At 48.7% G+C, this 20,316-nt stretch carries 16 protein-coding genes; 6 read left to right on the top strand and 10 right to left on the bottom strand.

What is annotated here, in order from left to right:
• Window positions 1–5: 5 nt before the first annotated feature.
• The 5 genes from T360_RS0102345 to T360_RS0102325 form a co-directional block, all read right to left on the bottom strand.
• Window positions 6–737 (bottom strand): 6-phosphogluconolactonase, encoded by a 732-nt coding sequence (locus T360_RS0102345; protein ID WP_028911369.1) that lies wholly within the window; start codon window positions 735–737, stop codon window positions 6–8.
• Window positions 738–749: 12 nt separating this feature from the next.
• Complete coding sequence (locus tag T360_RS0102340; RefSeq protein WP_028911368.1) at window positions 750–1,694, bottom strand: ROK family protein; 945 nt, start codon at window positions 1,692–1,694, stop codon at window positions 750–752.
• A 19-nt stretch (window positions 1,695–1,713) separates the two neighbouring features.
• A complete protein-coding gene (locus T360_RS0102335) occupies window positions 1,714–2,496 on the bottom strand; it encodes a DNA-binding response regulator (RefSeq protein ID WP_197019253.1) in 783 nt (260 codons plus the stop codon).
• A 74-nt stretch (window positions 2,497–2,570) separates the two neighbouring features.
• Complete coding sequence (locus T360_RS14430; RefSeq protein ID WP_081772656.1) at window positions 2,571–5,426, bottom strand: ThuA domain-containing protein; 2,856 nt, start codon at window positions 5,424–5,426, stop codon at window positions 2,571–2,573.
• 1 nt (window position 5,427) lies between these two features.
• Window positions 5,428–6,234 (bottom strand): ThuA domain-containing protein, encoded by an 807-nt coding sequence (locus T360_RS0102325; RefSeq protein ID WP_028911366.1) that lies wholly within the window; start codon window positions 6,232–6,234, stop codon window positions 5,428–5,430.
• Window positions 6,235–6,614: 380 nt separating this feature from the next.
• Between T360_RS0102325 and miaB the strand changes: the two genes are divergently transcribed.
• Genes miaB through T360_RS0102305 form a run of 4 tightly spaced genes read left to right on the top strand, consistent with a single transcriptional unit; the run spans window position 6,615 to window position 13,270 of the window.
• Window positions 6,615–7,943: a tRNA (N6-isopentenyl adenosine(37)-C2)-methylthiotransferase MiaB gene (gene miaB, locus T360_RS0102320; RefSeq protein ID WP_028911365.1), complete on the top strand. Its 1,329-nt coding sequence runs from the start codon at window positions 6,615–6,617 to the stop codon at window positions 7,941–7,943.
• Window positions 7,940–9,766, top strand: coding sequence for an ABC transporter ATP-binding protein (locus tag T360_RS0102315; RefSeq protein ID WP_028911364.1), 1,827 nt, complete (start codon window positions 7,940–7,942; stop codon window positions 9,764–9,766). The genes miaB and T360_RS0102315 overlap by 4 nt, the downstream gene beginning before the upstream one ends.
• A gap of 31 nt (window positions 9,767–9,797) precedes the next feature.
• On the top strand, window positions 9,798–11,558 hold the full coding sequence (locus T360_RS0102310) for an LTA synthase family protein (protein ID WP_197019252.1): 1,761 nt from the start codon (window positions 9,798–9,800) through the stop codon (window positions 11,556–11,558).
• Between the two features lie 17 nt (window positions 11,559–11,575).
• Window positions 11,576–13,270: a glycosyltransferase family 39 protein gene (locus T360_RS0102305; protein WP_028911362.1), complete on the top strand. Its 1,695-nt coding sequence runs from the start codon at window positions 11,576–11,578 to the stop codon at window positions 13,268–13,270.
• 25 nt (window positions 13,271–13,295) lie between these two features.
• Here T360_RS0102305 and T360_RS0102300 read toward each other — a convergent pair whose 3' ends face one another.
• Genes T360_RS0102300 through T360_RS0102290 form a run of 3 tightly spaced genes read right to left on the bottom strand, consistent with a single transcriptional unit; the run spans window position 13,296 to window position 16,931 of the window.
• On the bottom strand, window positions 13,296–15,209 hold the full coding sequence (locus T360_RS0102300) for an LTA synthase family protein (RefSeq protein WP_028911361.1): 1,914 nt from the start codon (window positions 15,207–15,209) through the stop codon (window positions 13,296–13,298).
• Window positions 15,210–15,213: 4 nt separating this feature from the next.
• Window positions 15,214–16,155: a glycosyltransferase family 2 protein gene (locus T360_RS0102295; protein WP_028911360.1), complete on the bottom strand. Its 942-nt coding sequence runs from the start codon at window positions 16,153–16,155 to the stop codon at window positions 15,214–15,216.
• Window positions 16,152–16,931 carry a polysaccharide deacetylase family protein gene (locus tag T360_RS0102290; RefSeq protein WP_028911359.1) on the bottom strand — a complete coding sequence of 260 codons (780 nt, stop codon included), beginning with the start codon at window positions 16,929–16,931 and terminating at the stop codon, window positions 16,152–16,154. Before T360_RS0102290 ends, T360_RS0102295 begins: the two co-directional genes overlap by 4 nt.
• 80 nt (window positions 16,932–17,011) lie before the next feature.
• On the opposite strand from T360_RS0102290, the gene T360_RS0102285 reads away from it, so the two are divergent.
• Together T360_RS0102285 and T360_RS0102280 are read left to right on the top strand one after the other, a co-directional pair.
• Window positions 17,012–17,986 carry a lysophospholipid acyltransferase family protein gene (locus tag T360_RS0102285; protein ID WP_051523294.1) on the top strand — a complete coding sequence of 325 codons (975 nt, stop codon included), beginning with the start codon at window positions 17,012–17,014 and terminating at the stop codon, window positions 17,984–17,986.
• 8 nt (window positions 17,987–17,994) lie between these two features.
• Window positions 17,995–18,759, top strand: a complete 765-nt coding sequence (locus T360_RS0102280; RefSeq protein ID WP_028911357.1) for a hypothetical protein — start codon at window positions 17,995–17,997, stop codon at window positions 18,757–18,759.
• Here T360_RS0102280 and T360_RS0102275 read toward each other — a convergent pair whose 3' ends face one another.
• Window positions 18,760–19,569, bottom strand: coding sequence for a phosphorylcholine transferase LicD (locus T360_RS0102275; RefSeq protein ID WP_028911356.1), 810 nt, complete (start codon window positions 19,567–19,569; stop codon window positions 18,760–18,762).
• A 2-nt stretch (window positions 19,570–19,571) separates the two neighbouring features.
• Window positions 19,572–20,300 (bottom strand): NTP transferase domain-containing protein, encoded by a 729-nt coding sequence (locus T360_RS0102270; protein ID WP_028911355.1) that lies wholly within the window; start codon window positions 20,298–20,300, stop codon window positions 19,572–19,574.
• Window positions 20,301–20,316: the final 16 nt, after the last annotated feature.

Below are 20,316 nucleotides of genomic sequence, written 5' to 3'. Positions count from 1 at the left end.
TCTTCTTAACGTTTCACAAATTTAGCTGCAGCAGCATCCAACAAAAACTCGCATTGAGGATGAAGTTGAAGTACTGAGGCTGGCACTGCTCTTGATACAGGACCATATAACATGCTGCGCACCATATCGGCCTTATGCGCCCCCTTAGCCACCAAAACGATTTTCCTGGCATGCATGATATCCTTGATACCCAGTGTGACACCACCCAAAGAGAGACTTAGAGGAGTCTGTGTTTCCTGGCGAATGCGCGCCTCCAGCTCGTCATTCATCCTCGTCGTCCAAGCCACACTCTCAAATGGTGTACCTGGTTGATTGAATCCCAGATGTCCATTCTCCCCTAATCCAAGTATCAGGAGATCGATTCCCCCACGCGCTTCTATACTATCAACAAATGTTTTACAGTCTTTTTCCCAGTCAGAACTCATGGTGGGCAGCATCAGAAAATGGGCATTATCGATGCCCAAGTCGTCTATCAACTCCGTCTTCAACATCGTATAACAAGCACCAGCATAAGTTCGGGGCACATTCATCACCTCGTCCAATCCGAAAAACGTAACGTGACTGACATCAAAAGGCGTTCTGTGATGTTGTTCCACAATTTTGCGGTGCATATTCTTAGTCGTCCTACCTGTTGACAAACCGATAACGCTATCTGGTTTTAATAGTATCTGCCTGATGACACGTTGTGAGGCAGTCAGATCGAAGACCGACTCATTCTCTACGATAGTAATACTCATCATACCTATGGATTATTTAGAATTCATGGATATAGCCGCAGCACCTAAGAGACCTGCAAATTGCGGGTCAAGTTTGGTAAGTACAACACCATTAGATACGAATCGCATGGTAACAGGATGCAGATAGTGCTCAATATGTTCAAGCATGAAGCCATCTGCAACTACGCCACCTCCTAAAACCACCGTGTCGGGATCGGTCATTCGCACCAAGTTCATAATCAGATTGGCTAAGGCCTCAGCAGCATTGTCAACCAGCACTCTGCATAAGGGGTCATTCTGTCCATAGAGGGCAAAGATATCTCTCACGTCAACGCGTTCACCATTCACTGTAGGAATCTGCAATGCAGTAGGATATTGTTTCTGGAGTAAACGGGCACAACGGTCGAAGCCCATACCGGAAGCAATAGCCTCCACACAGTCAACTCGACCACATGGACATTTCACGCCCACCTGAACTCCCACTCTCACATGTCCCACTTCGCCAGCATTAAAATGACTACCACGAACTTGTTGCCCATTGATAACGAGACCTGCAGCGATGCCCGTACCAACGTTGACATATAAGAAGTTACGTGACACCCTACCATGCCCCCACATCATCTCTGCACGCGTGGCACTCTTCACATCGTTGTCAATAAAGCAAGGCATACCGTACGTTTCAGACAGTTGCTGTGCCAGAGGCATTGGGTAGGTTCGCTCGGGATCAATCTGCTGCCAGATACCCTGTTCATAGTCAACACGTCCTATCAATCCAACCCCCATTGCTACGGGCGGCTGCTTGTACCAACCCACCTGATGGATATAATCATCCAAAGAATGACGGATAATATCAAAAGCCACCTGCTGATTGAAATAGCCAGAGTCATAACGCTTGTGATTGTAAATGTTCCCTTGGCCATCAACCTCGCCTATCAGGAGTTTAGTGCCGCCTAAATCTAAACCTAAATAAGTTTCCATATTTGTTTTATTTTATTGTTTATTTCATCATCTTACTTGGGGAAAAGCCAAATTGTTTCTTAAAACAGGTACTGAAGTACTTGGGATCATTATATCCCACTTTTACTGCTACTTCTGCTATCGTCCATAGTTTCGCTTCCAATAACCTCTTCGATTCATTCAGTCTGAATATTCGCAAATAGTCATTTGGACAGTGCCCTGTTGTGGCTTTGATTTTGGTAAACATAGCCGTACGGCTCATCCCCATTTCCTGGCAGATATCATTAATCTGCAACTCGCTGTTGGACAATTGCGCCCTGATAACCTTATCAAGTCTTTGCAGAAATTCCAAATCACTCGTTTCCTTGACAGCGCCAGACTTGCTCAGATCCGGAAGTCCTTTTGTTGGTTCTTCGAGTACAATTCCTATTCTGGCTTTCAGTATCGACATGTCGCATGGTTTGGTGATAAAGTCTTTTGCACCAGCCTCCAAACCATAAACGATATCAGTACTATAGGATAGCGACGAGAGGAATACGACTGGTAGCATACAGGTTTCTGCATCTTCTCTGATGGCATGACAGAGTTCATCGCCACCCATATCCTGCATCAGATATTCGGATATGACAAGGTCGGCTTTGATATCCTCAATCATATGGATAGCCTGCTGTCCACTCTTCACGAACACCAAGTCATAGTCAGACTGCAAACCTGCTTTCAGATTCGTCTCTGTATCCTCATCCATACCCACCACTAGAATTTTTTTCTTGATATGGGTAGCTACTGTTTCTGGACGCGGCGCCTTACAGTCAACTTCATCCATCTGCCGTCTCCTATGAAGGAGCCAGACGACAACTGCCAACAGCAGTATATTGAAAAAAATACTTATCCAAGTAATCATAGCTTCTTCAGTTCAGCTAACAGAGATAACCACTTGCCTGCCGAAGTAAGCCACACCTCTTTATAACAGGCATTATTCGTCATCGGGAAATAGGGCATATCCTTATCCACGATAGCACGAATGCCTACGGGCATCTCACCAACGATTTCTCCTGACGAGAAACTGTCTTGAGAGGGATAGCGATGACCTTCGCCATACATGAGCGACTGGCAGAATGGATTCTTGCCAAGTGTCCAATAGAGTTGCTCTATAGCAATATCACTCAGTTCCTGATCATCCAAGAATCTGCCACAAAGTGCAGCAGCCTTACCCGAAGCAAGTATCAATGCCTCGTTGCCATTAAAGATATCTGTCCAAAGAGGGAAGCGACGCACACTCTGATCCTGATAGATACCACTAGGAATCATCCCATAAGGCAGAGTTACCTTCATGATTTTTTTGAGATACTGACCGTATAATGTTAAGGCATGCTGCCAATGGTGGAAATCCTGATGTTGACGCTGACTCTCACAAAGAGCGACAAGCGCCTGGATAGGTAGTTGTTCTCTCGACTGGTGCATAAAATGCACTATAGACTGGTGCGTGCTGTCACGATAGAAGTAGCCAGCCATCTCACCTGACTGCTCTTGACACATCAATGTATAGTGAATGTATTGCGCGGCCTTGTCAGCATAGATTTTTTCACCTGTCAGCTGGTAGAGCATGGATGCCGACCACGAGGCAGCAGCCATCCATATGCTCTCAGGCATGCCATAAGTATGCTCCATTTTAATTTTAAAGGTGTCGAGACCATGAACCAAGAACTGACTATCTGCAAAGCCAAAGTCCTCAATGGCCACCTGTTTCAACTGCTCATCGTTTAGCAGCAAGGATGCATAAGCCTCATAAGCAGCATAAAGATAGTTGTCGAAGGCATGATGCTGTTTACGTACAGTATGGATATCATCCTCTGTACCAGCGATACCATCAGTCCAGTGAAGCAGTCCTATACTACTGGCTCGCCAGCCATCACCCATGCGAGTGTTCATAAGTTGCCGAAGCCCGTGCTGGGCCTCGTCGAGTAAACGTTCGGCCAATTGTGGATGGAGTTGTTTGCACACCTGGTATGCTTCAAGCAATGCAAATGTCACATCACCAGTCTGAAGTGTTTGCTGCGACAAGTCGCCTGCATCATGCCAGCCACCGCCGTAGCTGAATGGCTGTCCATTGTGATCACAGAACACATCCGTGTGGCATCTGGCATGGATACCATCAACGACATCGCCACAACGCTGACAACGGATAAAATTCAGCGTTTTCCACATGGTACCGTCCAATGCATGCCGACTTATAGGAAATGGTGCCGAATGTAAATCGTCTAATACCAGACTATAGATACCCTCTCGCTGAAAATCGGAGAAATCGATGACAGCCAACTGACTGTTGAGAGTAGATGGCACCACTTGCGTTGTTCCCTGAAACACTACCCGATGTGTCTGTTCATCGATGAGTTTGAAATTTCCGCCCTGACCAGCCACCAATGCTGTCTTAGGCCCCATTGTAAAATAGCCAGACATTGAATAAGCCATCTTTCCTGGTGCAACCTGCCAACCTGCAGTCTGCTCTGGCTGTGCCACACGTTCCAGTTGCATGTTACGGATTTCGTAATGAATAGAGTCCTGTTTAGAGAGATTTCTGCCCTTGATGTCCGTATAAAGCCGTATGGCGGTGACCTCTTTACGAGGCATCTCTTCTATTTGATAAATTACATGCTGCCAAACCTTTTTCTCCACATTCACCAAATGAGCTCCCACCCCACTGTAAGGATGGCTATCTACAGCCACATTTACATTAGCGATACCAGCATCCAAATCTGTACGGATATCAAAGGAGATACGATTCCAGTCCTCCAGGTTATGGTTATTCAGAGGAATGGTGATACTCGATGTACCATAAATGGCATAATCTGGATCATCTTTCGGACCTATGGCTCGCTTTCCAGTGCTGACAGGTAGTGCCAACACCCATTTTCCATTGATCCTTTTTGAGGCGACGATGGGCTGAGCCTTCATTTCGCTTTCGAGTGATGCTTCTGCATAGCACTTCATGGGACGGTTCAGCACCCAGAGAAGTGCGTTGGTAAACATTCTGACGAAATCAGGATTATCAAAAAGTGAGGCACTATGCCCTATTTGGAAATATACATTACGAGCAGGTTTACTGAGGTTTGTCCAGATAACAGGATGATCGCCCATCTTCACACCAGAAGCAGGATGATAGGTATTTTCATCCACACTTGCCAGCACATGCACATGTCGCCGAGGCGTCTGATTATAAATGTACCATTCGTCTTCTTTAATCAGAAACTTTGGATTGACACCCGACATCACAGGATGCCCTGGATCTTCCACTATCACTTGTCCATCGGCCTTCTCTGCAATGTAATTCTGGAATCGGATGCTTCCAAGAAAGTCACTGAACCACAGCCACATAGGATAGCCGTCGAACTCACCTAACAGCGATGCATGATGGAAACCAATCCATGCTACAGTCCCCTTATCAATAGCCTGTTCGAACTCTTTCATGGCCACCGGACTCCATACATAGGGCGGATAATTCAGTTGCACCACCAGATCGTATTGAGCGATGTCACCAGCTTGCAATTTGTTACAGTCATCAAGTTCTGTGATGCTGAAATTCATTTCTTCTGCCTGCTGGTGCAGCCAGCGCAGTCCCGTTTGGGTAAAAGCATCATGCTGCCCTCCTAATTCGGCCAGCACCAGCACGCGCTTTTGTGCAGCCATCAGGTCTATCATATGGCACAGTAGCACAAGTACTATCCATGCCCATCGTCTCACCAATATCGTTTTCATACTATTTCTCAAAAGGATTGCCTTTAGGGTCACAGCTTACCACCCACCTGAACGCATTCGTATAAAGCAGATTCTGCGTGGCCTCCATGAAGCTCTCGTCACCATGTCCCATATTCAGATAAATCATTCGATATCTTTTGTTTGTCCACACAATAGGAAAATCGCCTGACTTCACCACATCCTTAATACCAAAAGGATACATCTTAGGTGATATCGACACCAGAATTTCTACATCTTTATCCTGACGAGGCGATGTGGTCCATTGATAATATTCTGAGGCAGGCGCCACATACTGTTCAGGTAGCGTGCGTGTAACAGGATGCTCAGATGTTTCCACTCTGACCAGAGCAGACTGTGGTGGCCATTGATTACAGAGGAATGAGCCACAACCCAAGAACTCGGTCATCCAGGGCCATTCGGCCTCGTTAGCCCTAAACGCAGAGGCGTGGAACCCCATCCATCCACCTCCATTCTCCATATAGGTCTGAAAAGCTTCACGTGTCTTCTTGTCAGCTATTCCATAGTTACACATAATGATGATACTATAGTTTTGCAGACTGTCACGATAATCACCCAGATTGGTGGTCACATCCAACAGATAGCCTTCTCCATACGTCAGTTTATGAAAAAACTGAATAGCCTGTTTATCAAACTGCACATGAGCCTCTTCGGCTGTAGGTTCATAACACAATAGTGCTTTAAATCGAGGCCCTTTGGCATAGTTAGCCGGATAGTCTTCAGTCTGAGCATTCAAGTTCAAACCATTAACGAATAGCAATGCTGTTAAAATTAGTTTTAGAATCTTCATTTTTTATCTTGTTTATTAGTCGCGCTGCAAAAGTATCACATTCCCGTGACATAGAAGTTTAATAATTGACAAATCGAGTAGAGAATCTGTCATTACTTACAAAAAAAGTCAGTTATTCATCTTTCTATCGGTACAAAGTTACAAAAAATAATCCATCCTGTTCATTCACAAAATAAAGATGTGGATAAAAACAAAACTGCCAAAACGTAACGATTTGTATTTAAACCATTTACGCATCCACACCAGATATCACAATATAGATTCAGTATGGATGAATGGATGGCTTTTTAGGGTTTGCGAACAACTCTATTCACGACATTAACATCTTTTTTGCATAAAATACACATATCTCGCAAAAGTTTTGTACCTTTGCAGGCGAAATGAAGAAGTTATATATTGAAACCTATGGCTGCCAGATGAATGTGGCAGACTCTGAAGTAGTTGCATCGGTGATGCAGATGGCTGGTTATGAGACCACAGAGACCATCGACGAGGCCGATGCTGTATTCCTGAACACCTGTTCTGTTCGTGATAATGCCGAGCAGAAGATTTTTCACCGTCTGGATGCGTTGGACGCAGAGCGCCGTCGCCGCCAGAAGGCTGATCCTGAAGCCAGTCGCATGCTGATTGGCGTATTGGGTTGTATGGCCGAGAGGGCTCAGAACGACCTGCTTGACAACCACCACTGCGACTTGGTGGCTGGTCCTGATGCATATCTCGCACTACCCGACCTGATTGCACAGGCCGAGCTGGGACATAAGGCCATGAATACCGAACTCTCTACCACCGAGACTTATAAGGATGTGGTACCCCAGCGTATCGGCATCGGTCATAAGATTGGTGGATTTGTGAGCATCATGCGTGGCTGCAACAATTTCTGCCACTATTGTATTGTGCCTTACACCCGTGGTCGTGAGCGCAGTCGCGATGTCGAGAGCATCCTGCGCGAGGTGCGCGACCTGTGTGAGAAAGGCTATAAGGAGGTAACCCTGCTAGGACAGAACGTCAACTCGTATAAGTTTGAGGATATCGATTTCCCCACCCTTTTGAGAAAGGTGGCCGAAGAGGTTCCCACCATGCGTGTGCGCTTTACCACATCGCACCCAAAGGATATGAGCGACGAGACCCTGAGAGTGATTGCCGAAGTGCCCAATGTTTGTAAGCACATCCACCTGCCCGTACAGAGTGGTAGCGACCGTATTCTGAAGTTGATGAACCGCAAATACACTCGTGAGTGGTATATGGACCGCGTACACGCCATCCGTCGTATCATCCCCGACTGCGGTCTTTCTACCGATATCTTTGTAGGTTATCACTCCGAGACAGAGGAAGACCATCAGCTGTCGCTCGACCTGATGCGCGAGGTGGGTTACGATTCTGCCTTTATGTTCAAATACTCCGAGCGTCCGGGCACTTATGCCTCTAAGCATCTGCCAGACGACGTGGCCGAGGAGGAGAAGATCCGTCGCCTGAACGAGCTCATCGCCCTGCAGACAGAGATGAGTGCCATCCAGAACAAGAAAGACGAGGGCAAGGAGTTTGATGTACTGGTAGAAGGATTCTCTAAGCGCAGCAGAGAGCAGCTCTGCGGTCGCACCGAACAGAACAAGATGGTGGTCTTCGACAAGGCAGGTCATCATATTGGTGAGACCGTTCGTGTGAGAATCACTGGTTCAACAAGTGCAACCTTATTAGGCGAGGCACTATGAAAGAGTTTCTAAACGTACTGAGGCGATTTGTTCCGCCATATAAGAAATATCTGGTATTGTCGGTCATCTTCAATATCCTATCGGCTGTACTGAATATCTTCTCTTTTGCGGCGCTGATACCTATCCTGCAGATACTTTTCCAGACAGGCGAGGCAGAGGCAGCCACCTCAGTAATGGCATGGGACTGGGGTAACGTGCAGGGCGTGTTGATGAACAACATGAACTACTACGTCACCCAGTTGATAGCTGCCTACGGTCAAACCACCACCCTGCTACTTATCGGCATCTTCCTGGCTGTCACCACAGCGATGAAGACGGGGGCTTATTTCTTGTCGTCGGCAACGATTATCCCTATCCGTACAGGTGTTGTGCGCGACATCCGCAACCAACTCTATCAGAAGATTAATGCACTGCCTTTAGGTTTCTTCTCAGAAGAGCGTAAGGGTGATATCATAGCCCGTATGAGTGGCGATGTGCAGGAAGTGGAAAACAGTATCATGTCAAGTCTCGATATGCTGTTCAAGAATCCTATCCTTATCATCGTTTATTTCTCTACCCTACTCTTTGTGTCATGGCAGCTCACGCTGTTCACCATTCTGTTTGTGCCTATCTTCGGCTGGTTTATGGGACTTGTTGGTCGCCGTCTGAAACAGAAGAGCATTAAAGCACAGGCCTTGTGGAGCGACACCATGAGTCAGGTTGAGGAGACTTTAGGTGGCTTGCGCATCATCAAAGCCTTCTGCGCCGAGGATAAGATGAACCAGCGTTTCGACAAGATCAATACCGCCTATCGTAACGACATCATGAAGGTGAACATCCGTCAGTCGATGGCCCACCCCATGAGCGAGTTCTTAGGTACCGTGATGATTATCATCGTACTCTGGTTTGGCGGCATCCTGGTGCTCACCAACCAGACTATTACGGGTCCTACCTTTATTTATTATATGGTCATCCTGTATAGCATCATACAACCATTGAAGGAGTTCTCAAAGGCTGGTTATAACATCCCCAAGGGACTGGCCTCGATGGAGCGTATCGACAAGATCCTGCAAGCCGAGAACGCAATTCAGGAACCAGCACAGCCCAAGCATATCGCTGCTTTCGAGCATCAGATAGAGTTCCGCCATGTGAGCTTCAAATATGGAGAGGTTTGGGTATTGAAGGATATCAACCTCACCATTCCTAAGGGAAAGACCGTTGCTTTGGTGGGCCAGAGCGGAAGCGGCAAATCGACGATGGTTGACCTGATACCACGCTATTATGATGTACAGGAGGGCGAGGTGCTGATAGATGGCATCAACGTGAAAGATCTGGGCATCCACGATCTGCGCCAGCTCATTGGCAATGTGAACCAGGAGGCCATCCTCTTCAACGACTCTTTCCGCAACAATATCTCTTTTGGCGTGGATAATGCCACCCAACAGCAGATAGAAGAAGCTGCAAAGATAGCCAATGCCTACGAATTCATCATGGCATCGGAGCAAGGTTTCGACACCAACATCGGTGATCGTGGCGGTCGCCTCTCAGGAGGTCAGCGCCAGCGTGTCAGCATTGCGCGTGCCATCCTGAAGAACCCACCGATTCTGATTCTCGACGAAGCCACATCTGCCCTCGACACTGAGAGCGAACGCCTGGTGCAGGATGCCCTGGAGCGCCTGATGAAGACACGCACCACAGTGGCCATAGCCCATCGCCTGAGCACTATCAAGAATGCTGACGAGATCTGTGTACTGCATGATGGCAAGATTGTGGAGCGTGGCACTCATGAGCAGTTACTGAATATAGACGGTTACTACAAGAAGCTACATGAAATGCAGAGTTAGTTTCCTTATCAGGACATATCTATGGACTGTTGTGGTCTTTGTCTTAGCCAAGGTAGCCTTTATGCTGCTTTGCGGCGAAGACCATGAGTATGGCATAAACGATGTGTGCCAAGTGGTGCAGCATGGTTTGGGCCTCGACCTCTCCACAGCCCTCTATTTCCTGATTGTGCCTTTCTTACTGTGCGCTGTACAGATATGGTATTGGCACAAATGGCTCAATAAGTTGCTACAAGTCTATTTTCTGATTATCTCATTGGCTTTTGCGCTGGCCTTTGTGGCCGACACAAGTCTCTATCCTTTCTGGGGTTTCAAACTCAACGCCACATGCCTGCAGTATCTTGAGAGCCCCAATGAGATGGCAGCCAGTGTCTCCACCACCTATCTCATCTGGCGGTTCCTGGCCATCGCCATAGCTACCATCATCATTTTTGATGGTTACAGACACAGGTTCCCTGTCAAGATAAGCATGCCCACCAAGCAGAAGCTGACAGAGCTTATCATCTATATCCTCAGCATCCCCCTGATGGTGATAGGCATCCGGGGTGGCGTCAGCGAGTCAACCACCAATACTGGTCAGGTGTTCTTTTCACAGCAGCTGTTTCTCAATCACTCAGCTGTCAACCCCGTGTTCAGTTTTCTCTCGTCGTTCGAGCATGGCGAAGATGATTATTATCATTACAACTATTTCGAGCCCGAGGAAATGGATGGCATCCTCAAAGATGTCTATACCACAGAGAGTGTGGGTATCGACACTCTGCTCACCACCCAGCATCCCAACGTGATTGTCATCCTGTTGGAGAGTTGTGGTGCCGTGTTCACAGAGTTGGGCGGACATCCAGAGACCATGCCACGATTCAGTCAGATAGCCAATGAAGGTATCTGTTTTACACAGTGCTATGGCAACTCCTGGCGCACCGACCGCGGTACTGTCTGCACCCTGAGCGGTTGGCCGTCGTTCCCAAATGTGTCGGTGATGAAGATGCCTGACAAGAGTCAGACGATGCCCTCTATTGCCAAGACCCTCAAACAAGCCAACTATCAGACACACTATCTGTATGGTGGCGACATCAACTTCACCAATATGCGCGGTTACCTGATAGCTACTGGCTGGGACCATCTCACCAGTATGGACGACTATCCCAAGAGTCAGGTCACCTCCAAATGGGGTGTAGCCGACGATGTCACCTTCGAGACCGTCTATCAGATGGCTACCACCATCCAACAACCATACCTCATCGGTTTCTCAACCTTGAGCAGTCATGAGCCATGGGAGGTGCCCGTCAGTCAGTTTGACGACGAGATACAGAATGCCTTCTACTATCTGGACCAGTGTATCGGCACCTTTATCGACAAACTGAAGCAGAGCCCTGTCTGGGATAACACACTCGTTGTGATGCTGCCCGACCATGGTATTCAATACCAACAGCTCGACGAGACCAAGCCCTTACGCAATCTCATCCCCGTGGTGTGGACAGGCGGTGTTGTAAAGGCCCCCAAGCGCATAGATAAGATATGCAACCAGAGCGACCTGGCAGCAACCCTGTTAGGACAGTTAGGAAAAAGCCACGACGACTTCACTTTCAGCCGCGACGTGCTGAGCAGCACCTACCGCTACCCAATGGCCGTACACAACTACAACAATGCACAGTCGATGATCGACTCTACTGGTTTCATTCTTTATGATTTCGATGCCAACCGCTTCATCAAACGCGACAGCAAGGATGCCGACCGCATGCTGAAGGTGAGCAAGGCCATCCTGCAAAAGACAACTAATGATTTGAAAGAAAGATAACGATAAAAAAACGAAATATGAAATCAATGCTTGCCAATCGCACTTTCTTAGTGCTACTCGTCATTTGTTGCATCACACTGCTTCCCTTCCTGGGCTTACCAGAGTATCACACGAAGGGTGAGCCACGTGAGGCTATCGTTTCATACTCTATGCTAGCCACTGATAACTGGACATTACCTCGCAACAACGGTGGTGAGATGGCTTATAAGCCACCTTTCTTCCACTGGTGTGTGGCTGCCGTTTCAGCTATTGGCGGTGAGGTGACAGAGGCCACCTCGCGCATCCCTTCAGCTATCGCCTTGATAGTCATGACACTGTGGGGATTCTGCTTCTTCCGCAAGCGCACCACCACGCGCACTGCCATGCTGGCAGCACTCATCGCCTTCACCAGTTTCGAACTGCATAGAGCAGGTGCCAACTGTCGTGTGGATATGGTGCTCACCATGCTCACCGTATGCGCCCTGTATCTGCTGTACCGGTGGTATGAGAACGGCATGCGCGGTATACCCCTGCTGGCCATCCTGCTCATGGGGTTAGGCACACTCACCAAGGGACCTGTAGGCTCTATCATTCCCTGCATGGTCATCGGTTGTGTGATGCTGCTACGCGGTGTCAACTTCTTCAAGACATTCTTCCTGATGCTGGCTTGGGGCGTGCTCTCACTCATCCCCTATGCCATCTGGTTCTTCTTTGCCTGGCAACAAGGTGGGCAGGAGTTCCTCGACCTGATGTACGAAGAGAATATCGGTCGTATGACCAACACCATGGGCTACAACTCATGCGTTGAACCTTGGTATTATAACTTCATCACTGTATTTGCCGGCTACGTGCCCTGGATGCTCATGCTTCTCATCTCGCTGTGCTTTATCCAGTACCGCCGCCCTGTGATGCAAGGTTGGTGGCAGCGCCTGGTGCAGTGGGTGCGCCAACTCAAGGATGTTGATCTGTTTGCCCTCACGGCCATCATCACCATCTTTGTGTTCTATTGCATCCCCCAGAGCAAGCGTTCTGTGTATCTCATGCCAATCTATCCTTTCATCGGCTATTTCATCGCCCGCTACGTGCAGTGGCTTGAGAACCAGCAGAAGCCTGTTGTACGTATCTATGGCAGCATATTGTCTGTATTAGGCATGCTGCTTCTGGTGGTGTTCCTGATCGTGAAGGGCAGACTGGTGCCTGAGAGCATTTTCGGTACAGGTAAGCATGCAGCCGACAATATCCTGATGCTGCAAGCCCTGCAACAGCTCAGTCATCCCGTGCAGTTGGCACTCCTCGTTCTACCCACAGTGTTGGGTATTTATTGGTTTGCCACCCACAACAAGAATATCTGGACGGTGTTAGCACTCACCTTCAGCATCTATTATGCCCTTGATGGCGCTATCATCCCTACCGTTCTCAACACCAAGTCGGTGAAAGAGGTTGCTGCTGATCTCGACCGTCATGTGCCAGCCAGCATGGGCACGCTCTACGAGTATATCGAGGAGGGTGTGAAAGCCAAGGGTGACCCTGTTCACTTCTTCGAGGTGAACTTCTACTTAGGCAATCGTATTGAGAGTTTCCATCTGCAGAAACCTCAAGAAGGGTTCCTGCTCATCACCAAGACTGATGCCGAGCGCAACATGCAGGCATTCCAGGCAGAAGGTTATGAGATGGAGTTATACCACGAACTTGGCAAGCGCCAGATGCAGGTATATAAGTTTAAGCGCCCCTAAGCCGTTGTGGCTTAGGGCGCAGCTATTAGTCGTCGTGTTGTCGGCGCATCATGTATTCGGCTGTTTGAATCATGCCGAATACATATTTTTTTAGAGCCTCATGACTGGTGGTGGGCTTACCCTCCTTGAAGCTCTGACCTGTAGCAGGCAGATATACGAAACGTCCACTCTTATCACGTGCAGCCACTTGGTCGTCGGCTGTATAGAACACCATGTCTCTCTGTGTTTTCAACAGGTTCACACCAAAGCCGTCGAAGTCGTATTCAGCGCCCAACAGTCCCAGTACAGTAGGCATCACATCCACCTGCATGGCCAGTTGGTCAGACAGCTGTGGCGTAACGCCAGGTCCGAAGATGATGAGCGGAATATGATTATAGGATTCAGGCAGTTCTGAGTCCACCTGTCCTACTATCTTACCATGATCGGCCATGATTACAAACAACGTGTTGTCGTACCATTTCTCCTGTCGTGCCTTAGCCAGGAAATTACCGATACACCAGTCGGCATACTCCACTATTTGCATTTCCTCGTTGTGCGATTTAGGTTTGAACCAGTCGGGTATCACATAAGGCGGATGGTTGCTCACCGTGAGCAGTGTGGCCATCCACGGTGCTTGTTGCTTGTCGGCCTCGTTGATACGCTGTAGTCCATAGTCAAACAGGAAATGGTCGCTCACACCGAACGCATTCACACGCTCATTCATCGGATAGTCCTCCTGCGCATACACAGCATCGTAGCCATTGGTACGGAAGAAGGCATTCATATTATCATATTGCGACTCGTGGGTCATAAAGAACATGTTGTGATAGCCCAACTGCTTCAGCACCGATGGCAGTCCGTGGCGCCGTGGTGTCACAGTGCCCTTCATCAGATTGCGTTTCATCAAGGCAGGAAAAGAGTAGAGCGAAGCCGTCAGACCATGGTTGGTATGGATGCCAGCCGAGTAACAGTTTGTGAAAGCCCACGAGCAGTGATACAGACTATCCAACGTGGGTGTCACCTCCTCGCGCTGCCCCAACGCATGGAGGAACGAAGCCGACATCGACTCCATCAGGATAATCACGATGTTGGGTCGGCGCTGTATAGAGTCGGGCGCCACATGCCGTTTCAGTACATCCGCAGAATCCACCGCTCCCTGTATGCCCAATTGCTGTCGGGCATAAGTGATAGCTTCGTCATAAGCCATAAGGTGCAGCTCACGGTTCTCTGGACGCATGTCGTCCATCCAGCTGGTCAGCAGGTTGAAGGTTGGAGCGATACCCAACTGGTTGAGGAATGGATCCTGACAGTAGTAGGCCTCGCTCACCTTGATGGGATTATAGCCCACACGCCCACGGATGCCAAACACGCAGAGCCCTGCCAGGCAGAGCGTAGCCACGACACGCCAGGCAATGGTTTTACCCGTCAGCGACTCCTGTGGTGCCTGCGCTATCAGCGCGTCGAAACATCGGCGCAACCACAGCATAGCCCATGCAAATGCGCCCACCGCCACCACAAACAAAGCGATGTAGAGCCAGTATGACGACTCGCCCACCACCATGCCAGCCGTAGTGTTGGCATAACCAAACCAGTTGAATATCGATGAGTTGATGTTCTTAGCGAAATAAGCATAATAAGGGATGTTGGAAGCCGAGATAGCCATCACGAGTGTATAGAGCGCCACGTACCATCCCTGCACAAAGCGGCGCCATCCGCGCTCAAAACGGTTGCAGCAGGCTGCCACCATCAGCACCAGCAAAGGCAGTGTCAGGATATAGCATGCCACCACATTGTCGAACCACACGCCCCGCACAAAAGCGCCCCAGGCACTGGCATCAGTCTGCACCGCCATAGTGCCATGCAGCGCCACATATTCTGCCCCACGAAACAATGTGGTGAACAGCAATCCCATCACATGGGCACACAACAAAAATAAAATCGAAAGACGAAAACGTCGCATAGTCTTAATCCAATATCTCCTGAATATGATACAGTGGGCGAGCCTTCACCTCTTTATAAATTTTACCGATATATACTCCTACGATACCTACGCCCACCATGAGGAATCCGCTGGTCATCCAGACCGAAAGTATCAGCGAAGCCCAACCAGGCACGGCCGTGTGTACAACCAGCGCGTGCAGCACATAGATGGCAATGCAGAAACTGATGATCAGAAATACCACACCTAAGTAGAGAATCATGTAGAGCGGTTTCACACTAAAAGAGGTGATGCCGTCCAAGGCCAGACTCAGCATCTTGTGCAATGTGTATTTCGAGGCACCCGCCTGTCGTTCGCCTATCACGTCATCTACTGTTGTTGACTGTAGTCCTATCTGTGGTATCAGTCCGCGCAGATACAAGTTATGCTCCTTATAGTCGGCCAGCATGTTGAGTGCGCGCTTACTCATCAAACGGAAGTCGGCATGGTTGAACACGCTCTCCACGCCCATCGAGGCCTGCAGTTTATAGAAAGCCTGTGCCGAGAGGCGCTTCATCACAGGATCAGCCTGTCGCGACACCTTTACGCCGTACACGATATCGCTACCCTCTTCCAGATGTTTCACCATCTGTGGGATGCAGGCGATATCATCTTGCAGGTCGGCATCGATGGTCACCACAGCATCTGCCCAGTCCTTGGCAGTCATCATACCTGCCATGATGGCATTCTGGTGCCCCACGTTACGCGCCAGGTTGATTCCTCTTACATAGCTGTTCTCCTGATGCAGTTCTTGTATGATCTGCCAAGTGCGATCTCTACTGCCATCATTCACAAACACCATCATCGAGTCACTACTGATGAGTTTCTCTTTCACCATCTGGTTGAACAACTCAGTCAGTTGCGCCACTGATTGCTTCAGCACGTCCTCTTCGTTGTAACAGGGCGAAACAGTTGCCAGTCTTATCATATCTTCTGTTTGTTTACAAATTCTGTATAAGTAATAAACTCATGTCCCTGTGCCAATAGCATCTTCACCAGTCGGTCCAGTCGATCCATCATCTGGCGACCGCTATGGTTCTTGATGATAAAAGGCATCTTGAATTCCGGATGCTCTTTCAGGTCGTAGAACTCCCAGGGGTGGAAATAAGTTACGAAATAGCCATCATGCTTCAGCACTCTCTTTACCAACCAGTGATACAAGCCCTCTGGCAGGTTGTGCAGTGAGAGCCAGAACAGAGGGAATCTGAGCCATGGCGACACCGATGCAGGGATTTGCATCACACCGTCTTTCATAAACCAGGTGCGTGGCGCCGTCAAGTGCATATATCTGCCAGGGATAAAAGCTGGGTTCAAACTTGAGTTATAGCGATAGCCGGCACGTTTTATCTCTGATTCCACCACAGGAAACATGCGTGGCTGACGATAGCCATACACCTGTCGGCCTGTTACCCTTTCCACGATTTCCTTTGAGCGTACAAAGTCGGTCTCAGTAGGTTGCCAGTGGTCCACACCATGACAGGCCACCTCATGCCCCTCGTCCATAATACGCTGCATCACCTCGGGTGCGTTCTCAGCAAAGTTACCTGTGCAGAAGAAAGTGGCTTTCACACCATTCTGCTTCAACACATCCAGAATACGGTTCGTACCTTCTTTCGACACTTTCATGCCAGCCTCTAGAGAGAAGTCCACGCCATGTTCGCGCGGCACATCAAACTCTTCGGTATCAAAACTCAGTAATATCATATAGTAATTTTATATTTTGTGGGGCAAAGGTACTAAAAAATGACGAATTATTTGTATCTTTGCACCAAAATTTGAAGAATATGGCGATAAAAGAAATATTTGGCCCGATCAGTCGCTTGGGTACTTTGATAGCCTACTACCTGCTATATGCATTTGTTTATTTGCTATCTCTGCTACCCTTCAAATGCCTCTACCTGCTGGCCGACATCATGTTCATCTTGGTATTTCACCTGGCGAGATACCGCCGGCGCGTGGTATGGCGCAACCTCACATCGTCGTTTCCACAGAAGAGCAAGACCGAACTACGCCTCATCGAACGCCAGTTCTATCATTGGTTTTGCGATTATATCTTCGAGACCTTTAAACTGCTGAGCATCTCAAACGAGCAACTGCTGGAACATATCGAGTTCAGAGGTGTTGAGGAACTAGAGAAGGTGTTCGACGAGGGGCGCAACTGCTCTGCCATCCTGGGGCACTATTGCAACTGGGAGTGGCTCTCGGCCTCAGGACTGGCTTTCAAGCAGTATCCTCAAGCTGCCATGGGACTTATCTACCACCCACTCTATAACAAGGCCTTCGACCGTTTGTTTATCAACCTGCGCTCGAAGCATGGTGGTGTGTGTATACCCAAAAAGGATATCTTACGTTTTCTGGTTGATTACCGTCATGAGAACCGTCGTTCGCTGTTCGGCTATATCAGCGACCAGGCCCCCAAATGGGAGAATATGCACCTGTGGCTAGATTTCCTGAACCACGACACGGCTGTGTTCACTGGCGGCGAGCGCATCATGCAGAAGATGAACGATGCCGTGTTCTACGTGGATATGCAGCGCCCACGCCGAGGCCAGTATATATGCACTTTCCGTCTGCTCTCATCTGAAGCTGCCAAGGAAGCCGACAACGCTATCACGCGTAAGTTCTTCCAGATGTTGGAGAACAGCATCCAACAGCAACCCGCCTACTATCTTTGGACGCACAACCGATGGAAGCGCACCCATGAAGCATTCGACAAGCGATTTGAAATTAAGAACGGAAAGGTTATCCCCAGAGCATAGCGAGCATCATGAAAAAGAAAGTATTCATCAACCCCAAATATGAGTATCTGCGCAATTACATCCTGCAGATACCAGCCATCATGGAACAAGAAGGGACCTATATCTATGGCGGTCGCCGAAATCTCATTAAACTCTTCGAAGCCGAGGATGGCACACAGCTCAACGTGAAACGATTTCAGAAACCACGTCTGCTGAATAATCTGATATACTCATCGGGTATCCGCAAGCCCAAAGGGGTGCGCGCTTTCACCTATCCAGCCATTCTGCTGGCCAAAGGGATTGAGACGCCTGAGGCCGTGGCCTATATCGAATATCGCAATGCCGCCGGACTTCTTCAGCATAGCTATTTTATCAGTCGGCAATGCCCCTATCGCCATCTGCTCTACGAGCTAGGCGACGCCACTCCGGATGTCTATGACCCCTTGGCAAAAGCTCTGGCCAGATACACCGCCTATATGCATGATCACGAGGTGCTGCATCTCGACTATTCACCAGGCAATATCCTATGGGATATCGATGCCAACGGCACCTACCATTTCTCATCGGTAGATATCAACCGCATGCGCTTTGGTGCTGTCAACATGCAGGAAGGGTGCAAAAGTTTCTGTCGCTTATGGGGCCCCAAGGCGTTCATCCAACTATTGGTAGAGGAATATGCCCGTGCGCGCCATTTCGACCCTGCTACATGCACGGCCATCACAATGAAAGCGCGTGCCGAGTTCTGGCAGCGGTACCAGAAAAAACGTGAAATAGAATTCAAATTGGAATTATAACTATCCAATTTCCGTGTAGGGCTTATCCAGATCTAACACATGGAAATTATGCTGACGCTGGTGATCACCATCTGGTATCACCATGTAGCTGCCATATTTGTTAGATAGATAGGTGTCATATTGAGCCACCCCCATCACCTGTTTTCCCTCAAAGCTGTAGGGAGACGGGGTGCCCAAGATTTCTTTCTGCATAGCACCACGTTCACCATCATCATAGTCGGCCACCAGTGCCGAGCGATCGTAATCATACTTCAGCAGTAGCTTTCGTATCTTGCGCTGCACACCGGCCATCGAGTAGAGACAGCGGCACAACAGTGGCACCCATGACGAGGGACCATGCCCATGCTTATAAGGATCGCGATGAATGAGATACAGCACGCGCTTCCAGTATTCATAGGCAGCAAACTGCCATTTGCGCGCCAGCCATCCATTGGGTACGCCATCAATGGGAAACACATCGATATAAATACCTCCTAAATAATGCAGGTGTGTGCGTTCTATCAGTGTGGTAGAAGCATCCTGCACCTTACCAAAAGGCAAGGGGTAAGTGGTATCGTTCTCAGCACAAACCAGTTCGAATGGCTTCTCCAGCCACTCTTGCGAATGCATTATCAGCTGCTCGTAGTCAGGTCGGGGCATGGCTATGTCGATATCATCATCCCAAGGAATGAAACCTTTGTGGCGCACAGCCCCGAGCTGAGTGCCTGCCCAGATATAATAACGCAATCCATACTCACGGCAGCAGGCGTCAATAGCCAGCAAAATGCGCAGGATGCGCTGATGTAACAAGTCGATATCGTAATTTGCCATAGTTATAACAGATGTTGTGGGATGGCATGCTGTGCATGCTCAAAATCCTCTGGTGTGTCCAGCTCGTATGAAAAGAAACGTGTGGTATCTACTACCTTAAAGGTGTGACCCTGAGGAATCAGTCGCTCAAAGGCACGCTCATAGAAGATATCTATCAGTCCTTCCTTCTCTATCATCAGGTCCAATTCACGATACAGGGCTTCGCTATATGCTGCTGTAATCTTCTCAATACCTACACTCTCGCCAATAGCTGCGCTCACGCTGCAGGTCTTGCTAATCTCAGCCACGTAGAAGTCGTTATCCACGATAATCTTCATCTCCTCCTCGCCCAGTTCATGACGATTCAGTGCCAAAGCCGACTCTTGCTGACTTGCTATTTCAGCCACCGTCTGTGGGTCGCACAGGATATCGCTATCCATCAACAGGAACTCATGTCCGCGCACTACCTGTCCGGCCAACCACAATGAGTAGATATTGTTATTATGTGCATAATCGGTATTGTCGATAAAGTGAACAGTGTAGCCTGGATAATGCACAGTGATGAAATCTCGAATCATCTCTGAGCGGTAGCCTGTTACAACCACAAACTCCTGGATGCCGACACCAATCATCGCGTCGATGGTGCGCTGTAACAGCGTTTTGCCACCCACCTCCAGCAGGCACTTTGGTTTCTCGTCAGTAAGCGGTCGCAGCCTCTTGGCCATCCCCGCCGCCAATATCACACCTATCATCAATTATCAATTGTCA

Origin of the sequence: Prevotella sp. MA2016, assembly GCF_000619825.1 — a bacterium.
GTDB lineage: Bacteria > Bacteroidota > Bacteroidia > Bacteroidales > Bacteroidaceae > Prevotella.
The sequence above is the reverse complement of the archived record's forward strand: the minus strand, read 5'-3'. Positions and strand labels throughout refer to the sequence as shown.

What these genes read in the sequence shown, in the direction of transcription:
- T360_RS0102335 (WP_197019253.1), bottom strand. Translation starts at nt 2,496, where the DNA reads ATGGATGAAGTTGACTGTAAGGCGCCGCGTCCAGAAACAGTAGCTACC.
- T360_RS0102290 (WP_028911359.1), bottom strand. Translation starts at nt 16,931, where the DNA reads ATGATATTACTGAGTTTTGATACCGAAGAGTTTGATGTGCCGCGCGAA.
- T360_RS0102285 (WP_051523294.1), top strand. Translation starts at nt 17,012, where the DNA reads ATGGCGATAAAAGAAATATTTGGCCCGATCAGTCGCTTGGGTACTTTG.
- T360_RS0102275 (WP_028911356.1), bottom strand. Translation starts at nt 19,569, where the DNA reads ATGGCAAATTACGATATCGACTTGTTACATCAGCGCATCCTGCGCATT.
- T360_RS0102340 (WP_028911368.1), bottom strand. Translation starts at nt 1,694, where the DNA reads ATGGAAACTTATTTAGGTTTAGATTTAGGCGGCACTAAACTCCTGATA.
- T360_RS0102300 (WP_028911361.1), bottom strand. Translation starts at nt 15,209, where the DNA reads ATGCGACGTTTTCGTCTTTCGATTTTATTTTTGTTGTGTGCCCATGTG.
- T360_RS0102305 (WP_028911362.1), top strand. Translation starts at nt 11,576, where the DNA reads ATGAAATCAATGCTTGCCAATCGCACTTTCTTAGTGCTACTCGTCATT.
- T360_RS0102325 (WP_028911366.1), bottom strand. Translation starts at nt 6,234, where the DNA reads ATGAAGATTCTAAAACTAATTTTAACAGCATTGCTATTCGTTAATGGT.
- T360_RS0102345 (WP_028911369.1), bottom strand. Translation starts at nt 737, where the DNA reads ATGAGTATTACTATCGTAGAGAATGAGTCGGTCTTCGATCTGACTGCC.
- T360_RS14430 (WP_081772656.1), bottom strand. Translation starts at nt 5,426, where the DNA reads ATGAAAACGATATTGGTGAGACGATGGGCATGGATAGTACTTGTGCTA.
- T360_RS0102280 (WP_028911357.1), top strand. Translation starts at nt 17,995, where the DNA reads ATGAAAAAGAAAGTATTCATCAACCCCAAATATGAGTATCTGCGCAAT.
- T360_RS0102295 (WP_028911360.1), bottom strand. Translation starts at nt 16,155, where the DNA reads ATGATAAGACTGGCAACTGTTTCGCCCTGTTACAACGAAGAGGACGTG.
- miaB (WP_028911365.1), top strand. Translation starts at nt 6,615, where the DNA reads ATGAAGAAGTTATATATTGAAACCTATGGCTGCCAGATGAATGTGGCA.
- T360_RS0102315 (WP_028911364.1), top strand. Translation starts at nt 7,940, where the DNA reads ATGAAAGAGTTTCTAAACGTACTGAGGCGATTTGTTCCGCCATATAAG.
- T360_RS0102270 (WP_028911355.1), bottom strand. Translation starts at nt 20,300, where the DNA reads ATGATAGGTGTGATATTGGCGGCGGGGATGGCCAAGAGGCTGCGACCG.